The organism is Metabacillus dongyingensis, assembly GCF_019933155.2.
Lineage (GTDB): Bacteria > Bacillota > Bacilli > Bacillales > Bacillaceae > Bacillus_P > Bacillus_P dongyingensis.
Genome location: NZ_CP082944.1, coordinates 1,285,403 through 1,303,404, shown reverse-complemented (window position 1 = coordinate 1,303,404; position 18,002 = coordinate 1,285,403). Strand labels below are relative to the sequence as shown.

Below are 18,002 nucleotides of genomic sequence, written 5' to 3'. Positions count from 1 at the left end.
AAGGACGTTTGTCTTAAATAGCGCCAGGCTATATAACTAGAAAAAGCTGTATCCTCATGCGGCACAGCTTTTTCTAGTCAGCCTTTTACAGTATGGCCTTTCAAAATAGCAGGCGCTTCCTGCTTCTTAATCACTAAAACAAACAGACTCGCCACCAAGCAGAATAGACCAGATATAAGAAAAGCCCACGTGTAAGAGCTGAGAACCTTATAGATCATTCCTCCGCCAAATGCGGCCGCTGCAGCACCAGCTTGATGTGCAGCAAAAATCCATCCATAAATAATTCCGCTCTTTTCAACACCAAAGACTTGCCGCGATATGCCAATCGTGGGCGGAACAGTCGCAATCCAGTCCAATCCGTAAAAAATAGAGAAAATGATTAATAGAGTTGTAGAGCCTTCAAATAATGCATATGGCAATAACAGCAAAGACAAACCTCTTAGTCCGTAATACCAAAACAGCAGCCAGCGATTATCAAATCGATCTGAAAGCCATCCGGACGCCGTTGTTCCGATTAAATCAAAGATGCCCATAAAGGACAGCAAGCCCGCAGCTGTCACTGCCGGTATACCAAAACTGATGCACACCGGAATAAAATGCGTTCCGATCAACCCGCTCGTCGATAGCCCGCATATAAAAAAGCTTCCTGCAAGCAGCCAAAACTCCTTTGCTTTTATTGCTTCGATTAAGCCCTGAAATGCCATGATGATCGGATTTTTCTTTTCGGCCGAGCTTTCTATTGGTTCTTCATTCTCTGATCCATAAGGCAAAATCCCGATATCCATTGGTGAATTTTTCATAAAAACCAGGATGATTACAAACATTCCCAGACAAAGAAATAAAACGAGGGAAATGGCTTCCCGCCATGAATAAGCTTCTGTGATCCAGGCTAAAACCGGCAGTAAAATCAACTGGCCGGTAGCCGTGCTTGCTGTCAGAATTCCAACAGCAAGCCCTCTCCTTTTAATAAACCATCGATTTGCAACATAAGGGCTCAATACTGTCAAAAACAACCCAGAACCAAGACCTATAATAACACCCCATATGAGAATAAGCTGCCAGGAATCCTGCATGAAAAAAGTGAGTACAATCCCTGACAGTAAGGTGGCCATTGCAAGAATCATCATTTTTTTTATGCCAAGCACTTCGATCAGGGCAGCCATAAATGGACCTGACAGGCCATATAGAAACAGACTGATGGCAAATGCAAGCGATATGACGGGCCGGTCCCACCCAAATTCCTTCTCAAAAGGCACGATAAATACCCCAGAGGAAGATCTGATAATTCCAGCTACAATAATAGCCAAAAAAGTGACAGATAAAATGATCCAGCTATAGTGAAAACGTTTCATATATGTACCTTCATTCTGCATTTATTCTATTTTACATTAACAACACTATTTCACAGCTGTGATCTTCAAGCTTCATCCAGCTGAAAATTCTTTTGCCCCCAAATAGCGTTCTTTAAGGATTTTTCGGTGATGAAGCTCATGACCGGCAATAATACATGCTATCGCCCGTACTGTAACACCCAATTCATTTGCTGTTCCCCATCTCTGCCAGTCTTTTTCTTTTAAACTCTTAAGCAGGAGCAGCGTTCCCTCTCGGACAACGAACAGGTTCTGAAGGAGATCTTCCATCTTCTCCTGATTAAAATTCGCCTGAGCTACATATGCATTTTCATCATAGCCAGGCAGCTGCGCCGCATCTCCCCTTGCAATGGATAAAAGACGGTATGCCATGATTCTTTCCGTATCCACAACATGGCCGATCACTTCCTTTATGCTCCATTTACCCGGTGCGTATCTGAATTCCCCTTCTGCTTCAGAAAGGTCGTTAAGCAAATGCAGGGTATCCTTTACTTGCTGCTTTAAAAGCTGTTCAATATCTCCTTCAGGTATCATGCTGATATATCCTGCATAATACTTTGCATATTCATTTTGTTCCGGGCGTTTGTTCATGCTCCTCATCCTTTAGCAAATTTTATCTCTTTTCTAATCTCTTATCCTTCATTCCAAGTCCAATTTCCATCTAACAGCATCTCTTCCAAACGGGTCAAGAGCCTAAAATCGGTTTTATTTACAGAGCCTATGTTTTCAGTAAGGTCCCATAAACGAATCTCAGATGTTTCTTTATTCACTTTAAACGGCATTAAATCCTTTGCAGAAGCAAAAAAAATTGGACTGTACTTAATTTTCCCAGTGCGCTTCTTCCTTTTTTTCAGCAAACCGGCAAATTCCAGTTCCGGAACAACTTGCCCGGTTTCCTCAAATAACTCTCTTATCGCGCATTCTTTCGGAGATTCTCCTAACTTCCTTCTCCCGCCGGGAAGCTCCCATTTCTTTTTCTTTATACTGAAACAAAGCAAAATTTTACCCCTGCTTCTGAAAATAACAAATGATCCTGCCAATGGCTGATATGAAGCTAATTCCTCTTCATCTACTATTAAAAAATCAACAAATCCTGTTCCGCTCCTGATTGTCTGTACCTCCCTGAATTCTGCAAAGAGAATATGCTTGGTCATTTGTTATGATTATGCACAGCTTTTCAGAAATGACACAGATAACCTGTAAAATGATGAACGAACCTGCTCTTTATCAATCATTACAACACCAGTGATTCTCCTCCATATCCTCAAAATACAATCGATCAAGCAGCTGATTTAGAACCCCATTGAAATATCCTGAAATACTGCGTATCTTTTTTCGCTTTACTGCTTGAAACGCAATTTTTGCTGCTTCAATTCCTATGCTTAATAAGGTCTTTTCTATGTAAATGTCTTTTAAATGAACAATATGCGCCTGATATATTCCATACATGCGGCTAATCAATTTCTGATCTTCTATAAAGCAATGGCACATGTGCTGAAATGTTTGAAAAGGTGACAGGGGTTCAATCTCCGGATACGTTTTTAATTCTGTTTTTATGCTTAAGGAAGGATGGCTTATTGGTGTGACAATTTGCAATCTCTCTTGTGTGACATTTTGCTTTTTCTGATGAGGCAGAATGACAATAGCATTTGACGTTTGCTGATTGTCGCTTTTGCGCTTAAGTGCATACTGCCTGATCATTCCAAATTCCTCTAATTTTTGACAAACACGGATAACCGTTCTTCGGCTTTTCCCTGTTAATTCACCTATTTTATTTTTTGATAAAAAAGAGACTCCCATGTACTTCAAACTGTATCTTCCAATAAGCTTTAAAACCTCAATCATTGTTTTGGTAAGCCTATTATTCTCATCTTTCAAATGATTGTAGATGGATGCGTCAAGCTCTTCGCATGTGCTGAAGAGCTGCAGCTTTTTATAAGTCTCAGGGCATGCAAAAAATTCAATCGTTTTTTTCATCAGAAAAATTTCCTCCTCATAACTTCCTGTCAAAAAAGTTATAAAGAGGCATTTAATGATGAGTAGCATTTCCTCTTATTAATAAACACTGTGTCACCTTAAGAGATAAGAAGCGTCATCAAGTAAATTGATAACGCCATGACAAAAATATTTCTAACTGCTTTTCTGCCATTCATAATAATCCTGAACATGAAACGACTTGAATCCGCATGATTCATACAGTTTAAGAGCATGAGCATTTTTAGCCTCCACTTCAAGGAAGATCGGATAGCCTGCTTCATTTTCCTTTGCAATTATTTTATGCAAAGCATTTCTTCCGATGCCCCTGCCCTGATAATCAGGCAGCACAGCAAATCCGTAAATCCATGCCTCCCCATTTGTATGAGAAACACGCATTTTCCCCACTGCTTTGTTTTCAAATTCAATTATAATAAATTCCTGATCATCTTCACGTTTGATGCAATGGCTGTAATCTGATGCATCTTGTTCCATGTATCCAAAGCAGCTTACATCCAGCTGAATCTCGAGCGGCAGATCACTGGGTTCAGATTGCCTTAACGTGACATGATTATCGGCGGCAAGTTCTTTTTCCGCCCACTTCATTTGATATTCAGAGAAGGAATATTCACATGAAATGGTTTTCAGGAAATCCTTTGCAGCAGCAGACTGTGCAGGAGCATTAAAAAGAACTTCCCTGTACTTTCGCTCTGTGCAGGCTGACAAAGCCTGTTTCATAAGCTTAGAGAAAATCCCTTTTCTTCTGTACTCTGGTTTGACCATGCCGCATAGTTCAGCTTTTTTTCCAAAGCTGTATATTCCCAAAAATGCCGCTAGCTTTCCATCTTCATAAAGAAGAAAATCACTCTGTTCATTTTCAGAACGATTTCTAAGCATCTCCCAGTTCAGTTTTAATTGTATTTTATCGTTAGCTTCGCACTCATGCTGAAGCTCCCCAATCTCGACCAGCTGTTTTTCAGTTAACATGTTGTTCCTCCAGAACCTGTAAAGTTTTGACTATCAAAGTATTATTCTTTAAGAGAAATCAAAAATCCTTTTAAAAAAGGCAAAAGAGGAGGAAAACAGGGCATAGACACGAATAAATCATATAAAGGAGTGATTTTTTCATGGAACATACAATTATGCAGCACATGGAGATTGTGAGAGGAATAACAGTAAACACACTCAGCAGAATACCTGAGGAAACAGCAGACATCATACCTGCAGGCTATAACAATAACATCCGCTGGAACTTTGGACATATTGCCTACATACAGGAAAAGCTTGTTTTTGACCTCGCTGGAGAAGAAGCTGGAGTGCCTGGGCATTACAAGGAACTGTTCAGCGCTGGGACTAAACCGTCTGATTGGAATGGCACACCGCCCTCATTTGCTGAGATCTCAGAAGTGCTGAAAAATCAAAAGGATAGGTTAAAAGAGTTCATTCCGGGCCACTTTCATCAAAAGTTGAATGAGCCCTTCACCAATCGTGCCGGCATCACATTTCATACTGTAGGAGCAACCTTTTTATTCAGTTTCTATCACGAAGCCATGCATATTGAAACAATAAAGCGGATCTACCAGGCAATTAAGAAATCTTAAAAGGAAGGATGCAAATTTCATTTTGCATCCTTCCTTTTGAGTACTTACCTGAATTTTATATCGTTTCGTCTGTCCTTATTTCATGACTGGGAGAATCATTAAAATACTGGCCGATTTGAGCGAAAACGATCTTAATTCCCGACTCCATCCAATTCCAGCAAAAAAAAAACCTTAATTCAGTGCTTTCCACTTAATCAAGGTTTACAGTCATTTATTTAAACCAGCCTTTTTCCTTCGATTGGGAAATGGCCTCTATTCGATTTTTAACTTCCAGCTTTTCAAAGATTGTTGAGATATAATTCCGGACGGTTCCCGCTTTAATGCTAAGTTCTTCGGCAATTTCTTTTGTGTTCATTCCGTCTGCGACCAGCTCAAGCACTTCTTTTTCCCGTTCCGTTAAAGGATTTTCTTCACTGTACACATCATCCATGAGTTCAGGTGCGTAAATTCTTCTGCCTTCCATTACACTGCGGATCGAGCTTGCAAGCTCTTCGCTTGGGCTGTCCTTTAATAGATAGGCACTAACTCCCGCTTTTACCGCTCGCTGAAAATATCCAGAGCGTGAGAACGTTGTTAAGATAATCACTTTACAGCCTTCCGCCTTCAGCTGTTCGGCGGCTTCGAGTCCATTCATTCCAGGCATTTCTATGTCTGTAATGCAAATATCAGGATTGAATTTTTTCACAAGGGCCACAGCCTCTTCCCCGTTATGAGCCTTCCCTACAACTTCCATATCATCTTCCAAATTCAGCAGTGATCCTAATGCGCCTAAAAGCATTTGCTGATCCTCTGCAATAACGATTCGGATCATATGAGATCCTCCTTATCCTTTTGTTTTACATCATTCGGTACTTTAATGATAAGCGTGGTTCCTATTTCTGAGTGAATCTCGAGACTTCCATTTACAAATTCCAAGCGCTCTTTCATGCCGTTCAGTCCGTTGCCTTTTGTAAAATCACCCTCTGTGATGCTTCCGATTCCATCATCACGGACCGTCATCACAATTCCGTCCCATGTCTGTTCAACCCGGAAATAACAGGTTGTTGCCTTGCTGTGCCTCACAACATTGTTCACCGCTTCTTTTAAACACATGCTCAATATATTTTCAGTAAGCAGGGAAACATTAGAAAGTGCCGCATCCTGTTCAAGCACAAACTCGATTTCAGCCGCTTTTAAAATCTGTTTTACGCGGACCATTTCTTCTTTAAGCCTGATGCCCCGCATTTGCGAGACCATCTTTCTCACTTCATTTAAAGCTGTCCTTGCTGTAGCCTGAACATCTTTTAATTCTTCGCGGGCTTTTTCAGGATCTTTATAGATTAATTTTCTGGCCAGATCACTTTTCAGACCGATAAGCGAAAGCTTTTGTCCTAACGTATCATGCAGATCGCGGGCAATTCTCTGACGCTCTTCAAGCTTTACAAACTCGGAGATTTTCTTGTTGGCATCCTCAAGCTTTTCTTCAAGCTGTCCCCTCTCCTTCTTATTATAGATATTAAAAGGAAGAAGAATGACACTGATGCACGTGATAATAATAAATGGAAGCTGCTCTAAAAAAGATGCTTCCTGTAAAATAATACTGAGGTTAATGGCAACTGTAGTAACAACTAAATGGATGATGTAAAGTGTCAAAAAAGCGATGCGGTCTCTTATATTTCCTATCAGATATGCAATATAAAACGCAAAGTAAATGTAAGTAAATAAAAACATCGACGTAAAAGAAATGGCGATTAATAGACACGTCCAAACATAAACAGGCCAGCCCTTTGAAATAAATGCAAACCTAAAAATAATAAAAAATAAAATGGTCAAAGAGATTCCAATGATGATCTCAGCCGTTGAGGATGATTGAAGGATAAAATAAAATGGCAGAATGCTGAGTACGGCCCATATATAAGGAGAAATTCCGTTATTAATATATCGTTTAAACATGATGGAAACTCCTTTTTTTAACTATTTTATCATAATAAAACACATGCAGCCTATTAAGACTGCATGTATCTTCCAATTATTCTTATATCTGATGACTGCTTCTCATTTTCGCGAGAGCTCTTATTTCTTTATATCCGACAAACTTCTTGCTTCTTTCATCCCATAAACGGAATTTTAGTGACTGCAAGCTTGTTGCAAGTGTAATCGTCGGAATGTTTTGAAGAGGTGCTGTGTTGTTGTGCGCTTCTTCAAGACGGTAGTTCGGCACCCTCGGGCTCAAGTGATGAACATGATGATAGCCGATGTTGCCTGTAAGCCATTGAAGCGGCTTTGGAAGCTTATAAAAAGAACTTCCTTCTACAGCTGCTTTTACATAATCCCAGTTTTCATCTTCTTCAAAATAAGAATCCTCGAATGTATGCTGTACGTAGAAAAGCCATACTCCCAATGATCCCGAGATTAAGAAAGTCGGACCTTGTACTAAAAGAAAGGCTTCCCATCCAATCGTGAAACACAAAGCAGCCGCTGCTGCTGCAATTAATGCATTCGTAAGATAAGTGTTCATTTTTTCACTTGTCTTTGCACCTTTTTTATTAAAACGGTTCTTGATAAGAAAAACGTAGGTTGGTCCGATTCCGAACATCACAATCGGATTGCGGTATAGACGATAGGCAATTCTGCGCCATACCGGCTCTGCCAGATATTCATCCACTGTGAGAACCCAAATGTCGCCTGTTCCGCGCTTATCTAAATTACTGCTTGTTGCATGATGAATCGAATGGTCATGCTGCCATTGGCTGTATGGAAACAGCGTTAAAACACCAGTAATCGTACCAACGATTTTATTTGCTTTACGGTTCTTAAAGAACGAGTGATGACAGCAATCATGAAAAATAATAAAAATTCTTATTAAAAATCCACCAGCCAGGACAGCAAGTCCAAGTGTCAGGAAGTATGAAATCGACAGACTCTGATATGCAAGCACCCAAAGGATAATAAAGGGTACTATCGTATTGATGATCTGCTTGATGCTGTCTTTCGTATTTGCTTTTTCATATGGTGCTACTTGTTTTCGTAAGTTTTTTTGCAATTCTTTGCTCATTTTTTTTGATTCCCTTCTAAATAAGGTAATTCAAATTATAGAGGTATTCCATTCATCTGTGCAGACATAGGTGTCATGCTGGATACATGATAAATGTCATATACGGAATGGAGATGATTTCCACATTCATTTTCTGCAGGTTAAAAATATTCTATACGTATTTTTTAAGATTTAATAAACGTTATGGGTTTTTAGAAGGAAATGAGGATCTTATGTAGAATTGTATAGGTGAACAGTACGTATGTTCTTATTTTAAATTCAAATCGGATGGGAGCTAATCACATGTATTTAACTGTACAAAGCTTTATCAGCGACTACAAAAATGAAGCAGCAGTCACACAAAAATTGCTAGATTCTTTAACAGATTCCTCATTAAAGCAGGGTGTTGCACCCGGCCATCGGTCTCTTGGTGATCTGGCATGGCATTTGGTGCCGGCTTCAGGAATGCTTGAACCGATGGGGTTAAAAGTTCAGGGGCCTCCAAACAGCGAGCATCCAGCAAAAGCAGCAGAGATTGCAGAGCAATACCGCGTGTCGGTTCAATCTCTTCTTGAGGGCGTAAGTGAATGGGATGATGAGAAGATGCAGGAAACAAAAGAAGTGTTTGGTTTTCAGTGGAAAAACGGGATGACCTTATCACTATTCGTTAAACATGAAATCCACCATCGCGGACAACTGACTGTTTTGATGCGTCAGGCAGGACTTCCAGTTACCGGCGCTTATGGGCCTTCAAAAGAAGAATGGTCTGATATGGGAGCTCCAACTTCTTAAATAGAACCGTGCAAGCGCCTTGGTCAGCTCCGAAAGGCAGATAAAAATCCGCCAGTAAAGGCGCTTTTTGCTTTTACTGGCGGATCCATTCTGTGACCGAAGAGGCGCTGACACTAGATAGAAATGCCTTCAATCCTTTATCACTCTCTGGGCCGGGCTTATATTAATGAGCTGCTGCATGTTTTTGATTCGTTTTTTTCAGCCCTTTAGTTCGTTTCAAATAATTTTTGATAGATGGAATGGCAAAGCGGTCAGCCCCATAAAACCATGCTACTGCACCTGCTGCCATTAATACCATAGCTGCGGTGTAGAGGATTGGATTTGTGCTTGTTGTCCCAGACAGCATGAAATTCAGATTCATGAATGCACCTGCCAATAGAGCCGGGAGTGTTGCAAGCCCTGCAACTAAAGCAATTCCAACAAGCGTTTCACCCCACGGAACCAGAAAATTGATCAGATCAGCATTCGGCAAAAGTGCATGTTTCAGAAATGCCGCATACCAGCCTTGTACAGCAGGATGATCCCCTCCCGCTTTTGCAATTGCACCCTGTACATAACCTGTCGCATCAAAACCGCCAGTAATCTTTCCAATGCCTGCTTCAAACCATTGTATACCAAGCCAGATCCGCAAAACCGTCCAAACAATTGCCATCTTTGTTCCTCTTAACCATGCCATAATAGACATCTCCTTTTTGTGAATTATTTCACATATCAAGTTAAAAAAAGGGAAAAAACTTAGACAAGCCAGCTTTGCCCAGAAAGTTTGTGAATATTTTCACTAACTTTCTATACCCTTACTATACTCCGGCTTTATAGGTAAATCAATCCGCTTCACACAATGTTCATGGAATTTTTTTCTGAATTTTATTTGATGTATTTGAAAACGGGTTTGAACAGGGATGATCGGAGTTCTAGGGCTCTTTTGGAACACCTTTTTTAGCCTTTACCCGGTTTTGGTGCTTCATTCTGCTCCTTTGAAACACTTTTTTCAGCCTTTAACCGATTTTAGTGCTCCATTCTGCTACTTTGGTACACTTTTTTCAGCTTTTACCCGGTTTTGGTGCTCCATTCTGCTACTTTGGAACACTTTTTTCAGCTTTCAACCGATTTTGGTGCTCCATTCTGCTCTTTTGGAACACTTTTTTCAGCTTTCAACCGATTTTGGTGTTCCATTCTGCTCCTTTGAAACACTTTTTTCAGCTTTTACCCAATTTTGGTGCTCCATTCTGCTACTTTGGAACACTTTTTTCAGCTTTCAACCGGTTTTGGTGCTTCATTCTGCTCCTTTGAAACACTTTTTTCAGCCTTTAACCGGTTTTGGTGCTCCATTCTGCCTCTTTTGGAACACTTTTTTCAGCCTTTAACCGATTTTGGTGCTCCATCCTGCTACTTTGGAACACTTTTTTCAGCTTTCAAGCGGTTTTGGTGCTCCATTCTGCTCCTTTGAAACTTTTTTCAGCCTTTAACCGATTTTAGTGCTCCATTCTGCTACTTTGGAACACTTTTTGCTTTCAACCGGTTTTGGTGCTCCATTCTGCCTCTTTTGGAACACATTTTTCAGACTTTAACCGATTTTGGTGCTCCATTCTGCTCTTTTGGAACACTTTTTTCAGCTTTTACCCGGTTTTGGTGCTCCATTCTGCTACTTTGGAACACTTTTTTCAGCTTTCAACCGGTTTTGGTGCTTCATTCTGCTCCTTTGAAACTTTTTTCAGCCTTTAACCGATTTTAGTGCTCCATTCTGCTACTTTGGAACACTTTTTGCTTTCAACCGGTTTTGGTGCTCCATTCTGCCTCTTTTGGAACACTTTTTTCAGCCTTTAACCGATTTTGGTGCTCCATCCTGCTCCTTTGGAACACTTTTTTCAGCTTTCAACCGGTTTTGGTGCTCCATTCTGCTACTTTGGAACACTTTTTTCAGCTTTCAACCGATTTTGGTGCTCCATTCTGCTACTTTGAAACACTTTTTTCAGCCTTTAATCTGTTTTAGTGCTTTATTTTGCTCTTTTGGAACACATTTTTCAGACTTTAACCGATTTTGGTGTTCCATTCTGCTCCTTTGAAACACTTTTTTCAGCTTTCAACCGATTTTGGTGCTCCATTCTGCTACTTTGGAACACTTTTTTCAGCTTTTACCCAATTTTGGTGCTCCATTCTGCTACTTTGGAACACTTTTTTCAGCTTTCAACCGGTTTTGGTGCTCCATTCTGCTACTTTGGAACACTTTTTTCAGCTTTTACCCGGTTTTGGTGCTCCATTCTGCTACTTTGGAACACTTTTTTCAGCTTTCAACCAATTTTGCTGCTCCATTCTGCTACTTTGGAACACTTTTTTCAGCTTTTACCCAATTTTAGTGCTCCATAGCTCTTATATCAGTAAAAATAGAGATTCTATCAGTGAAAATCTAAGTCTAATCATTGCAAATCAAACTTTAATCATTATTCTCAGTTGAAACAAAAAAAAAGCCTTACCGGTGCCATCACCAATAAGACTGCAGCAGTGATTAAATTTTTAATAAAATCCGGTTACCGGAAGGGTCTGCCGTGATCAGCTCGCCGTTTTCCTCCAAGACGTCTGCACCTGTCTGCTTTAATTGCTGAATAGCTTTAGTTCTTGCTTCTTCATCCGGAAAGACGAGTGTAAACCATTTTAACCCGACGCTGTTTTCGGACGGAGCAGGGGCACCTTCTCCAGCCCATGTGTTTAAACCGATATGGTGATGATAGCCGCCTGTTGACATGAATAAAGCCTGTCTGCCGTAACGGGTGACAACCTCAAATCCCAGACCTTTTCCATAAAATTCTTCTGTATCTTTCAAGTCAGATACGTGCAGATGGATATGTCCCATTACTGTTTCATCAGGAAGAACAGTCCATGGTTCACCCTTCCCTTCAGCCAGAACACTTTGAGCATCAAGCGGTTCTGTAGCCATGGAAACCTGACCATCCTGCCATGTCCACTCTGATGCTGCACGGTCTGCATAAATTTCAATTCCGTTGCCGTCCGGATCATTTAAATAAAGGGCTTCACTCACATAATGATCGGATGCTCCAATAGGATAGCTGATCTGAACCAAATGCTGCAGCACCCTGCCTAAGTCTGACCGGTTAGGCAGCAGCAGAGCAAAATGATAAAGCCCAGTTGTTCGAGGCTGTTTAGGTGAAATATTTTCCGGCTGTTCAAGCGACAGAAGAACAGTCTTGCCGTCAGCTGTTAAATTAGCATGCCTTTCAGTTTGATCAAGAATTTTAAAGCCGATCACATCCTGATAAAACGTTAGAGCCCTGTTTAAATCCTGAACTTTAATGCTGACTTGACCTACATACGTATGCGGATGCTGATGAAACTCCATAAATGAATCCCCCTTTAATATGATAATAGTTCAACTTACTTTATGTAAGTAATTATATTTTCGTAACCAAAAGAAGTCAAGCAATTATTTTACAATTGTCCAATAAGAAAATCGCTTAATTATATATACTTCCCAATTCGTTTCAACCATACTAAGAAAAGTGAGACCGCTTCGAAAGGCAGATCCGAATGCCAGGTGCGGATCTTGAGATAACATTGAGGCACGATATTTACCCCTTCACTTCTGATCATTCTTGTTTTCCTAAAGTCTTTTGTATCTTTCACAATAAAAAAAACTGTCTATTCCATGCCGCTTACATTATTCTTTTTTCTAATAGGATTCTTCATTTGGACAGCAGAAAATATTACGACTTTCTTTGGGGCATGGGTAATCCAAATCAGAACACTGGGAAATTGTCCATATCGGAAAAATCAGCTTATGGCTGCTGCTGGTGATTGTCAGTTTTATGATTGTGGATCAGTTGAAGAACATAAAAGAATTCAAAGTACAGCCTGAAACCTTATCTGCCCGACAATAAAAAAACTTGCGGCTCTTATAACGCCGCAAGCTTTTCTACCATTCGACCGGTACTTCACCATATCGTTCCCATAGCTTTGGAAACCTCTTTTTCATACCTTCCTCATCGTCTTCATCCCAGTCAAATTCTAATTCAGGCTGCTCCTCAAACCCTGCAAGCTGTTCATAGAGATCGTAATAGGCTTCATCATCGTGACCAGTTTTTTCTTCAAAAGCCATGCATGCCGCAGATAATAAATCCTCTAACTGCGGCAGATCATCAAGTTCTTCCATTTTTATAAGGAAAGGAATAAGACTTTCTGGATCTTTATTGCCATTATCGTAAACATCTTTTCCTTGAAAAATAAGCCATGCTCTAAAATAGTCAAAACAATCATCAGAACATCCGCCCAAAATGGTATAGGCAGCAGCCCACAGGTCTGAGGTGTACGATTTGTTCATGTACTGATTTAGAATAGAATCAAATTTAATCAGGTCTTTCACACTCAATTTGGATAAATAGTCAATCAGATACTCTATTTGCTCTTCACTATCTTCAGCCTTGCTTTTAACCCATTTCAAAAGATCCCAAAACGCTTTATCTATCATGGCGCTTTCTTTTATAATCCCCTCGCTTTCCTCAGAAGGAATATAGCCTTTTTTCAACTTAGACTGTATTAGTTTTTCAGCTTCTTTTTGACAAATCTCAGCAGACCCAAATGTTTTAGTTTTGACTGCTCCGCCTGTGCCTATCTTACCGTATGTAATTGTATAGGAGTTCTCTTCTGCTTTTATCTTCCAAAATTTATTGGATGCTCCAGCATTGAATATAAGCAGTATTTCCATAAATCCTCATCAAACCCTCTCATTTTATAATCTATTATTTACATTTTACAAGACTGCCAATTTCTTTAATATCTGAAAAAAACAAACAAAACAAAAAGCATCACCGATTAAAGTCATGCCGTCCATTTTCACGCTATTCTGATATCTATCTTTATATCAGGCTGTAATCCCGCATCTCCATGTATCTTTCGAGTTTTCTCTTTACCCGCTGGAGAGCATTGTCTATTGATTTAACGTGCTTATTCAGCTCTTCGGAGATTTCAACGTATGATTGTCCGTCCATGTAAAGGGCCAGTACTTTTCTTTCCAGATCACTCAGCATTTCGGCCATTTTCATTTCAATATCCAGCGCTTTTTCCTGATTAATGATCAAGGTTGCCGGATCCATTGTTTTTGTTCCTGGAATCACGTCGAGCAGCGTGTGGTTATCATCTTCAAAAAGAGGCTTGTACAAAGAGACATAGGAATTAAGAGGGGTGTGCTTTTGACGGGTGGCTGTTTTAATGGCCGTTATGATCTGTCTGGTAATGCATAATTCTGCAAACGCCTTGAATGAAGCCTGCTTGTCCACTTTGAAGTCACGAATGGCTTTATATAGGCCAATCATTCCTTCTTGCACGATATCTTCTCGTTCTCCGCCTATGAGAAAATATCTGCTCGCTTTTGCCCTGACAAAATTGCGATATTTGGTGATTAAAAAGTCGGTCGATTCTGAATCTCCTTTTTGAACGAGTTCAAGCAAAATCTCATCTGTCAACTCAGCATAACTTTCAATCTTCCTCACTTCTAATGTAACACTCATACAGATCCCTCCGCAGATTTCATGATGATAATGATCCCTCCCAAAAACTAGAAACTAGGAAGTATGTTTATATTACCCCAGATAGAACTTGAAAGATATTTAAAAATATCGACTCCTGTTTACAGCGGAAGCCATAAAATAAGAAAACATTGCAAGAATAGATGTGAAATTTGTCGAATAAAGAAGATTTCCCGCTAATTTTGTCAGTATTTTGTTAATAAAACAGGTTTAAGATAAATCAAAATTAAAAATGAAAAGGTTTTGTTTGAAGGTGTTTTTCATCTTTAACCAGAAGAAGAAATGGAACGCATTTGGAAGAGGTGATGAGGTGTTAAAATCCATGCTGCTTCTTATTGGGCCAACGATCATGATTGCTTTGGGACTGCACGGATTAAACAGTGTTCCCCTGACATTTTTTCTGTTTTACGGCTGGCTTCTGCTGATCTCCGGCGCCAGAATCCGTCAATGCCTTAAATCTGAGAGAAATCTATTATTCTCAAAAGAAGGTTTGCTGACTGGTTTTATTACTGGCATCATCTTTTTAGCCATAATCTTTGGCACAGTATCAGCTTTCTCTGAAACCTTTTTTGATTCAGCAAAGCTTCAGAAGCTGTTAATAGACTGGAATTTTACTGGCGGGCATCAAATCATGCTAATTCTGATCCTGCTGATCGTCAATCCTCTTTTGGAAGAAATTTATTGGCGGGAATTCATGTATGCCAATCTGATCCTAAAAATGAATATTTTTAATACGCTCCTGATTACATCTTTTTTCTACAGCCTTTATCACATGCTGTCTCTAATCTCTTTGTTTAATTGGCCCATTAACCTTCTAGGTGTCATACCAGTCTTCCTGGCAGGAATGGTCTGGGGTTATTTTCGCCATAAATTCCAGACGTTGATCCCTGCCGTACTTTCTCACATGCTTGCAGATTTAGGAATCATTCTCGTTTATTTTAGATTTTTACATGTCTAACGATAAGAGTTTATTATTCTTACTGGCCTTCTTATACAAAATGGCCCACTTTGGATTAGAATGCAGTCATATATCATGAAACTAGAAAAAACGGTGCCTTCAAGAAGGGCGAATAGAGAGATAAGAGGTGCCAAGCCGTGAAAAAAACGGCCCGCTTTTTTCACCTGTCATACCCCTTATCTCCTAAAAATATCTTTTTCTCCTTTTTCCCAAGCGGAATTGTTCTTGCTGAAAGGTAGACTCCAGCTATGACAGAAAGCCCCCCTGCAAGCTGATACCACATGATTTTTTCTCCAATAAATAAAACAGCAAATATGACGGCAAAGACCGGAATCAAGTTCAGAAAGATACCCGCTTTATTTGCTCCTACTCTTACAACAGCCGTATTCCAGGAGATGAATGCAACAATAGATGCAAAAACTCCTGTGTATAAAATGGTGAAAACCGAAGAACTTGACCACAGGATAGGAATCTTTAAAATGAAAGTCTCATAAAAAGCAAACGGAAGCAGTACGAGAATACCGACAGCTATACAAACGAGAAATGTACTGTATCCAGGTAAAATTCCTGTATAACGCTTTATTAAAATGGAATAGATGCTCCAGCAAACAACTGCGGCAAGGACAATGAAGTCTCCAAAATTAAAAGAGAAATTTACAAGAACTGCAAGAGATCCTTTTGAAAGAATAAAAAATAGCCCCGCAAGTGAAAGAACGGTTCCGATCATCTGATTTCTGTTCAGCTGCTCCCTGAGAGTAAAAAAAGACAGGATATAAATCACAATCGGAGTTGACGTATTTACTAATGAAGCATTAATGGATGTTGTGTAATGCAGCGCAAGATAAAGCAGGCTGTTAAATCCTGCAATTCCTGTTATAGACATTAAAATCAGGATGTGCCAGTTCTTTTTTAATTGTGCATGCTCTTTTTTTAAATGAGGCCATGCAAAGGGCAGAAAAATGATGAATGCTGTACACCACCTGAGCAGGGAGAGGGTAAATGGAGGCATGCTTTCTGTTATGGCACGGCCAATGACAAAATTCCCTCCCCATAAAATTGTCGCAAGAACAAGAAGAAAATAGGGGTTGCGTTTATTCAAAACTATTCATTCCTTTTCTGGGTTTATCGTAAGCTTTTAAACTTCTGTAAAGAGGACTGGCTTTCCTTCTTTTGATCAAAAGAATTATCTTGCATTGTTTCATAAAAAAAATCCCCCTGATTCGAAGGAGGATTTTTTTCATTCACGATCAAAAAAATACTTCTTATTCCGGAAGCTTATACTGAAAACGAGCCCCAGTGCAAGCATGTTGCTGATCATTGAGCTTCCTCCATAACTGATGAATGGAAGAGGAATTCCGGTAATCGGCAGCAAGCCGATCGTCATTCCGGCATTTTGAAATACATGAAAAGCAATCATTGAAATCACTCCTGTACATATGTACGAAGAAAAAGGGTCCTTCACATCAAGTGAAAGGCTGATGATTCGATAGATTAAAAGAAAATACAGGCTGATGACAAAGCTTGCTCCGACAAAACCATATTTTTCTCCGATGACGCTGAAAATGAAATCGGTATGCCCCTCCGGCAAATGGACATTGCCTAAGCTTGCTTCTTTTCCTGTAATCAATCCGGATCCAATCGCGAGCATGGACTGATACAAGTGATACCCGTCCCCTTCTTTAAATTCTTCCGGGCTGAGCCATGCGTAAATTCGTCCCAGCTGATATTGCTTGACTCCGATGATACTCAGAATATCTGGCTGAAACACAATGAAATAAATTAGCAAACATCCAACAGTGCTCATAAAAAGGAAGATAGGGACAATCACTTTCCACGAAATGCCCGAAACTAAAATCAGCCCGCTGAAAATGGCAATGAGCACAAGTGACGTCCCTAAATCAGGCTGCTGCATAATAATCGCAATCAGAGCAAATGTTGCGAGACCCATTTTGCTTAATAGGAGAAAATCTGATTTCAAATCTCTTAATCCATATTTCTCATGATGTGCTGAAATAAGATGACTGAGTGTAAGTATGAGGGCGATTTTGGAAAGTTCAGACGGCTGCAGGGAGCCAATACCAGGAATCTGAAACCAGCTTTTCGCTCCGTTTACCGGCCTTGCAATCGATTCTGGCGCGAGAATCAAAAAGATAAGCAGAAGCATGGCAAATCCGTAAGCAAACCATTGCATTCTCTCAATTTGCTCCATATCAAAATACATGACTGCCAATATAATTCCGCAGCCTACTATATACCAGGCAATTTGCTTCACAAGAAAATTTTCATTATATTGTCCGAATTCCTGAGCCGTGCTGATTGATAGAAAACTGATGATCGAAAATAAAAATAAAATGAAAACCAGACTAAAATCAAAAGGATGTTCGTTTTTCTCCATTTTTCGCAAACCCTCTCACATCACAATAAGGTGCAGAAAAGCGCAAGCGCTTTGATCAGATCCGGCAGTCAGATAATGGCGGAACCCTTCTGACCGAGGATCTAGGCGCTGCAAGACATTGACGCTGCATACGATATTATTTCATTAATACTTAAAAAAAAGACTGCTGATCGCAGTCGTTATGTATTTCCTATCTAAATAGGCTTACTGCCTTGGGGTGCACGTTACCCTCAAAGCTGCATTTCCCAATTCCCTGCCCTGCGGAATAGTAAGAAAGCATACATGACAGACGAGCTGCTTCAAATCATAACCTGATCAATTACTTCCCATCGCAAAATAAAACAAAATGAGTGCAGGCACACCAG

Annotated in this window: 18 protein-coding genes; 4 read left to right on the top strand and 14 right to left on the bottom strand. The window is 40.0% G+C overall.

Annotation, left to right across the window (positions count from 1 at the left end; translation table 11 throughout):
• Positions 1-77 precede the first annotated feature (77 nt).
• The 5 genes from K8L98_RS06450 to K8L98_RS06430 all read right to left on the bottom strand — a co-directional run bounded on the left by K8L98_RS06450 (position 78) and on the right by K8L98_RS06430 (position 4,331).
• Entirely contained in the window at positions 78-1,352 is a 1,275-nt protein-coding gene (locus K8L98_RS06450; RefSeq protein ID WP_223440541.1) for an MFS transporter, read from the bottom strand.
• Positions 1,353-1,424: 72 nt separating this feature from the next.
• Positions 1,425-1,961, bottom strand: coding sequence for a DinB family protein (locus K8L98_RS06445; RefSeq protein ID WP_223440539.1), 537 nt, complete (start codon positions 1,959-1,961; stop codon positions 1,425-1,427).
• Positions 1,962-2,002: 41 nt separating this feature from the next.
• The gene (locus K8L98_RS06440; RefSeq protein WP_223440537.1) at positions 2,003-2,524 is read right to left on the bottom strand and encodes an NUDIX domain-containing protein; all 522 of its coding nucleotides are present in this window, start codon (positions 2,522-2,524) and stop codon (positions 2,003-2,005) included.
• Between the two features lie 73 nt (positions 2,525-2,597).
• Positions 2,598-3,347: a helix-turn-helix domain-containing protein gene (locus K8L98_RS06435; protein ID WP_223440535.1), complete on the bottom strand. Its 750-nt coding sequence runs from the start codon at positions 3,345-3,347 to the stop codon at positions 2,598-2,600.
• A gap of 153 nt (positions 3,348-3,500) precedes the next feature.
• A complete protein-coding gene (locus K8L98_RS06430) occupies positions 3,501-4,331 on the bottom strand; it encodes a GNAT family N-acetyltransferase (RefSeq protein ID WP_223440533.1) in 831 nt (276 codons plus the stop codon).
• A 140-nt stretch (positions 4,332-4,471) separates the two neighbouring features.
• Between K8L98_RS06430 and K8L98_RS06425 the strand changes: the two genes are divergently transcribed.
• Complete coding sequence (locus tag K8L98_RS06425; protein ID WP_223440532.1) at positions 4,472-4,945, top strand: DinB family protein; 474 nt, start codon at positions 4,472-4,474, stop codon at positions 4,943-4,945.
• A gap of 211 nt (positions 4,946-5,156) precedes the next feature.
• Here K8L98_RS06425 and K8L98_RS06420 read toward each other — a convergent pair whose 3' ends face one another.
• From K8L98_RS06420 to desA, 3 genes are all read right to left on the bottom strand, one after another.
• Positions 5,157-5,756 (bottom strand): response regulator transcription factor, encoded by a 600-nt coding sequence (locus tag K8L98_RS06420; protein WP_223440531.1) that lies wholly within the window; start codon positions 5,754-5,756, stop codon positions 5,157-5,159.
• Positions 5,753-6,877 (bottom strand): sensor histidine kinase, encoded by a 1,125-nt coding sequence (locus K8L98_RS06415; RefSeq protein WP_223440530.1) that lies wholly within the window; start codon positions 6,875-6,877, stop codon positions 5,753-5,755. The genes K8L98_RS06420 and K8L98_RS06415 overlap by 4 nt, the downstream gene beginning before the upstream one ends.
• Before the next feature lie 82 nt (positions 6,878-6,959).
• A complete protein-coding gene (gene desA / locus K8L98_RS06410) occupies positions 6,960-7,979 on the bottom strand; it encodes a Delta(5) desaturase DesA (RefSeq protein ID WP_223440529.1) in 1,020 nt (339 codons plus the stop codon).
• 282 nt (positions 7,980-8,261) lie between these two features.
• Between desA and K8L98_RS06405 the strand changes: the two genes are divergently transcribed.
• Positions 8,262-8,750: a DinB family protein gene (locus K8L98_RS06405; RefSeq protein ID WP_223440528.1), complete on the top strand. Its 489-nt coding sequence runs from the start codon at positions 8,262-8,264 to the stop codon at positions 8,748-8,750.
• Between the two features lie 163 nt (positions 8,751-8,913).
• Here K8L98_RS06405 and K8L98_RS06400 read toward each other — a convergent pair whose 3' ends face one another.
• The gene (locus tag K8L98_RS06400) at positions 8,914-9,426 is read right to left on the bottom strand and encodes a DoxX family protein (protein ID WP_223440527.1); all 513 of its coding nucleotides are present in this window, start codon (positions 9,424-9,426) and stop codon (positions 8,914-8,916) included.
• 1,827 nt (positions 9,427-11,253) lie between these two features.
• Positions 11,254-12,102 (bottom strand): VOC family protein, encoded by an 849-nt coding sequence (locus K8L98_RS06395; protein ID WP_223440526.1) that lies wholly within the window; start codon positions 12,100-12,102, stop codon positions 11,254-11,256.
• Between the two features lie 225 nt (positions 12,103-12,327).
• Here K8L98_RS06395 and K8L98_RS06390 point away from each other — a divergent pair, with 225 nt between their 5' ends.
• A complete protein-coding gene (locus K8L98_RS06390) occupies positions 12,328-12,618 on the top strand; it encodes a DUF817 family protein (protein WP_223443217.1) in 291 nt (96 codons plus the stop codon).
• 57 nt (positions 12,619-12,675) lie between these two features.
• Here the strand turns inward: K8L98_RS06390 and K8L98_RS06385 are convergent, their stop codons facing one another.
• Positions 12,676-13,464 (bottom strand): DUF4240 domain-containing protein, encoded by a 789-nt coding sequence (locus tag K8L98_RS06385; RefSeq protein WP_223440524.1) that lies wholly within the window; start codon positions 13,462-13,464, stop codon positions 12,676-12,678.
• Between the two features lie 151 nt (positions 13,465-13,615).
• Complete coding sequence (gene sigH / locus K8L98_RS06380; protein ID WP_223440522.1) at positions 13,616-14,266, bottom strand: RNA polymerase sporulation sigma factor SigH; 651 nt, start codon at positions 14,264-14,266, stop codon at positions 13,616-13,618.
• 328 nt (positions 14,267-14,594) lie between these two features.
• Between sigH and K8L98_RS06375 the strand changes: the two genes are divergently transcribed.
• Entirely contained in the window at positions 14,595-15,242 is a 648-nt protein-coding gene (locus K8L98_RS06375) for a CPBP family intramembrane glutamic endopeptidase (protein ID WP_223440521.1), read from the top strand.
• A gap of 160 nt (positions 15,243-15,402) precedes the next feature.
• Here the strand turns inward: K8L98_RS06375 and K8L98_RS06370 are convergent, their stop codons facing one another.
• Both K8L98_RS06370 and K8L98_RS06365 read right to left on the bottom strand, forming a co-directional pair.
• Positions 15,403-16,341 carry a DMT family transporter gene (locus K8L98_RS06370; protein ID WP_223440520.1) on the bottom strand — a complete coding sequence of 313 codons (939 nt, stop codon included), beginning with the start codon at positions 16,339-16,341 and terminating at the stop codon, positions 15,403-15,405.
• Between the two features lie 138 nt (positions 16,342-16,479).
• Positions 16,480-17,637 carry an FtsW/RodA/SpoVE family cell cycle protein gene (locus K8L98_RS06365; protein ID WP_223440519.1) on the bottom strand — a complete coding sequence of 386 codons (1,158 nt, stop codon included), beginning with the start codon at positions 17,635-17,637 and terminating at the stop codon, positions 16,480-16,482.
• Positions 17,638-18,002: the final 365 nt, after the last annotated feature.

Excerpts from the sequence above, each read along its gene's own strand:
- K8L98_RS06450 (WP_223440541.1), bottom strand. The coding sequence starts at position 1,352 with ATGAAACGTTTTCACTATAGCTGGATCATTTTATCTGTCACTTTTTTG.
- K8L98_RS06445 (WP_223440539.1), bottom strand. The coding sequence starts at position 1,961 with ATGAACAAACGCCCGGAACAAAATGAATATGCAAAGTATTATGCAGGA.
- K8L98_RS06440 (WP_223440537.1), bottom strand. The coding sequence starts at position 2,524 with ATGACCAAGCATATTCTCTTTGCAGAATTCAGGGAGGTACAGACAATC.
- K8L98_RS06435 (WP_223440535.1), bottom strand. The coding sequence starts at position 3,347 with ATGAAAAAAACGATTGAATTTTTTGCATGCCCTGAGACTTATAAAAAG.
- K8L98_RS06430 (WP_223440533.1), bottom strand. The coding sequence starts at position 4,331 with ATGTTAACTGAAAAACAGCTGGTCGAGATTGGGGAGCTTCAGCATGAG.
- K8L98_RS06425 (WP_223440532.1), top strand. The coding sequence starts at position 4,472 with ATGGAACATACAATTATGCAGCACATGGAGATTGTGAGAGGAATAACA.
- K8L98_RS06420 (WP_223440531.1), bottom strand. The coding sequence starts at position 5,756 with ATGATCCGAATCGTTATTGCAGAGGATCAGCAAATGCTTTTAGGCGCA.
- K8L98_RS06415 (WP_223440530.1), bottom strand. The coding sequence starts at position 6,877 with ATGTTTAAACGATATATTAATAACGGAATTTCTCCTTATATATGGGCC.
- desA (WP_223440529.1), bottom strand. The coding sequence starts at position 7,979 with ATGAGCAAAGAATTGCAAAAAAACTTACGAAAACAAGTAGCACCATAT.
- K8L98_RS06405 (WP_223440528.1), top strand. The coding sequence starts at position 8,262 with ATGTATTTAACTGTACAAAGCTTTATCAGCGACTACAAAAATGAAGCA.
- K8L98_RS06400 (WP_223440527.1), bottom strand. The coding sequence starts at position 9,426 with ATGGCATGGTTAAGAGGAACAAAGATGGCAATTGTTTGGACGGTTTTG.
- K8L98_RS06395 (WP_223440526.1), bottom strand. The coding sequence starts at position 12,102 with ATGGAGTTTCATCAGCATCCGCATACGTATGTAGGTCAAGTCAGCATT.
- K8L98_RS06385 (WP_223440524.1), bottom strand. The coding sequence starts at position 13,464 with ATGGAAATACTGCTTATATTCAATGCTGGAGCATCCAATAAATTTTGG.
- sigH (WP_223440522.1), bottom strand. The coding sequence starts at position 14,266 with ATGAGTGTTACATTAGAAGTGAGGAAGATTGAAAGTTATGCTGAGTTG.
- K8L98_RS06365 (WP_223440519.1), bottom strand. The coding sequence starts at position 17,637 with ATGGAGAAAAACGAACATCCTTTTGATTTTAGTCTGGTTTTCATTTTA.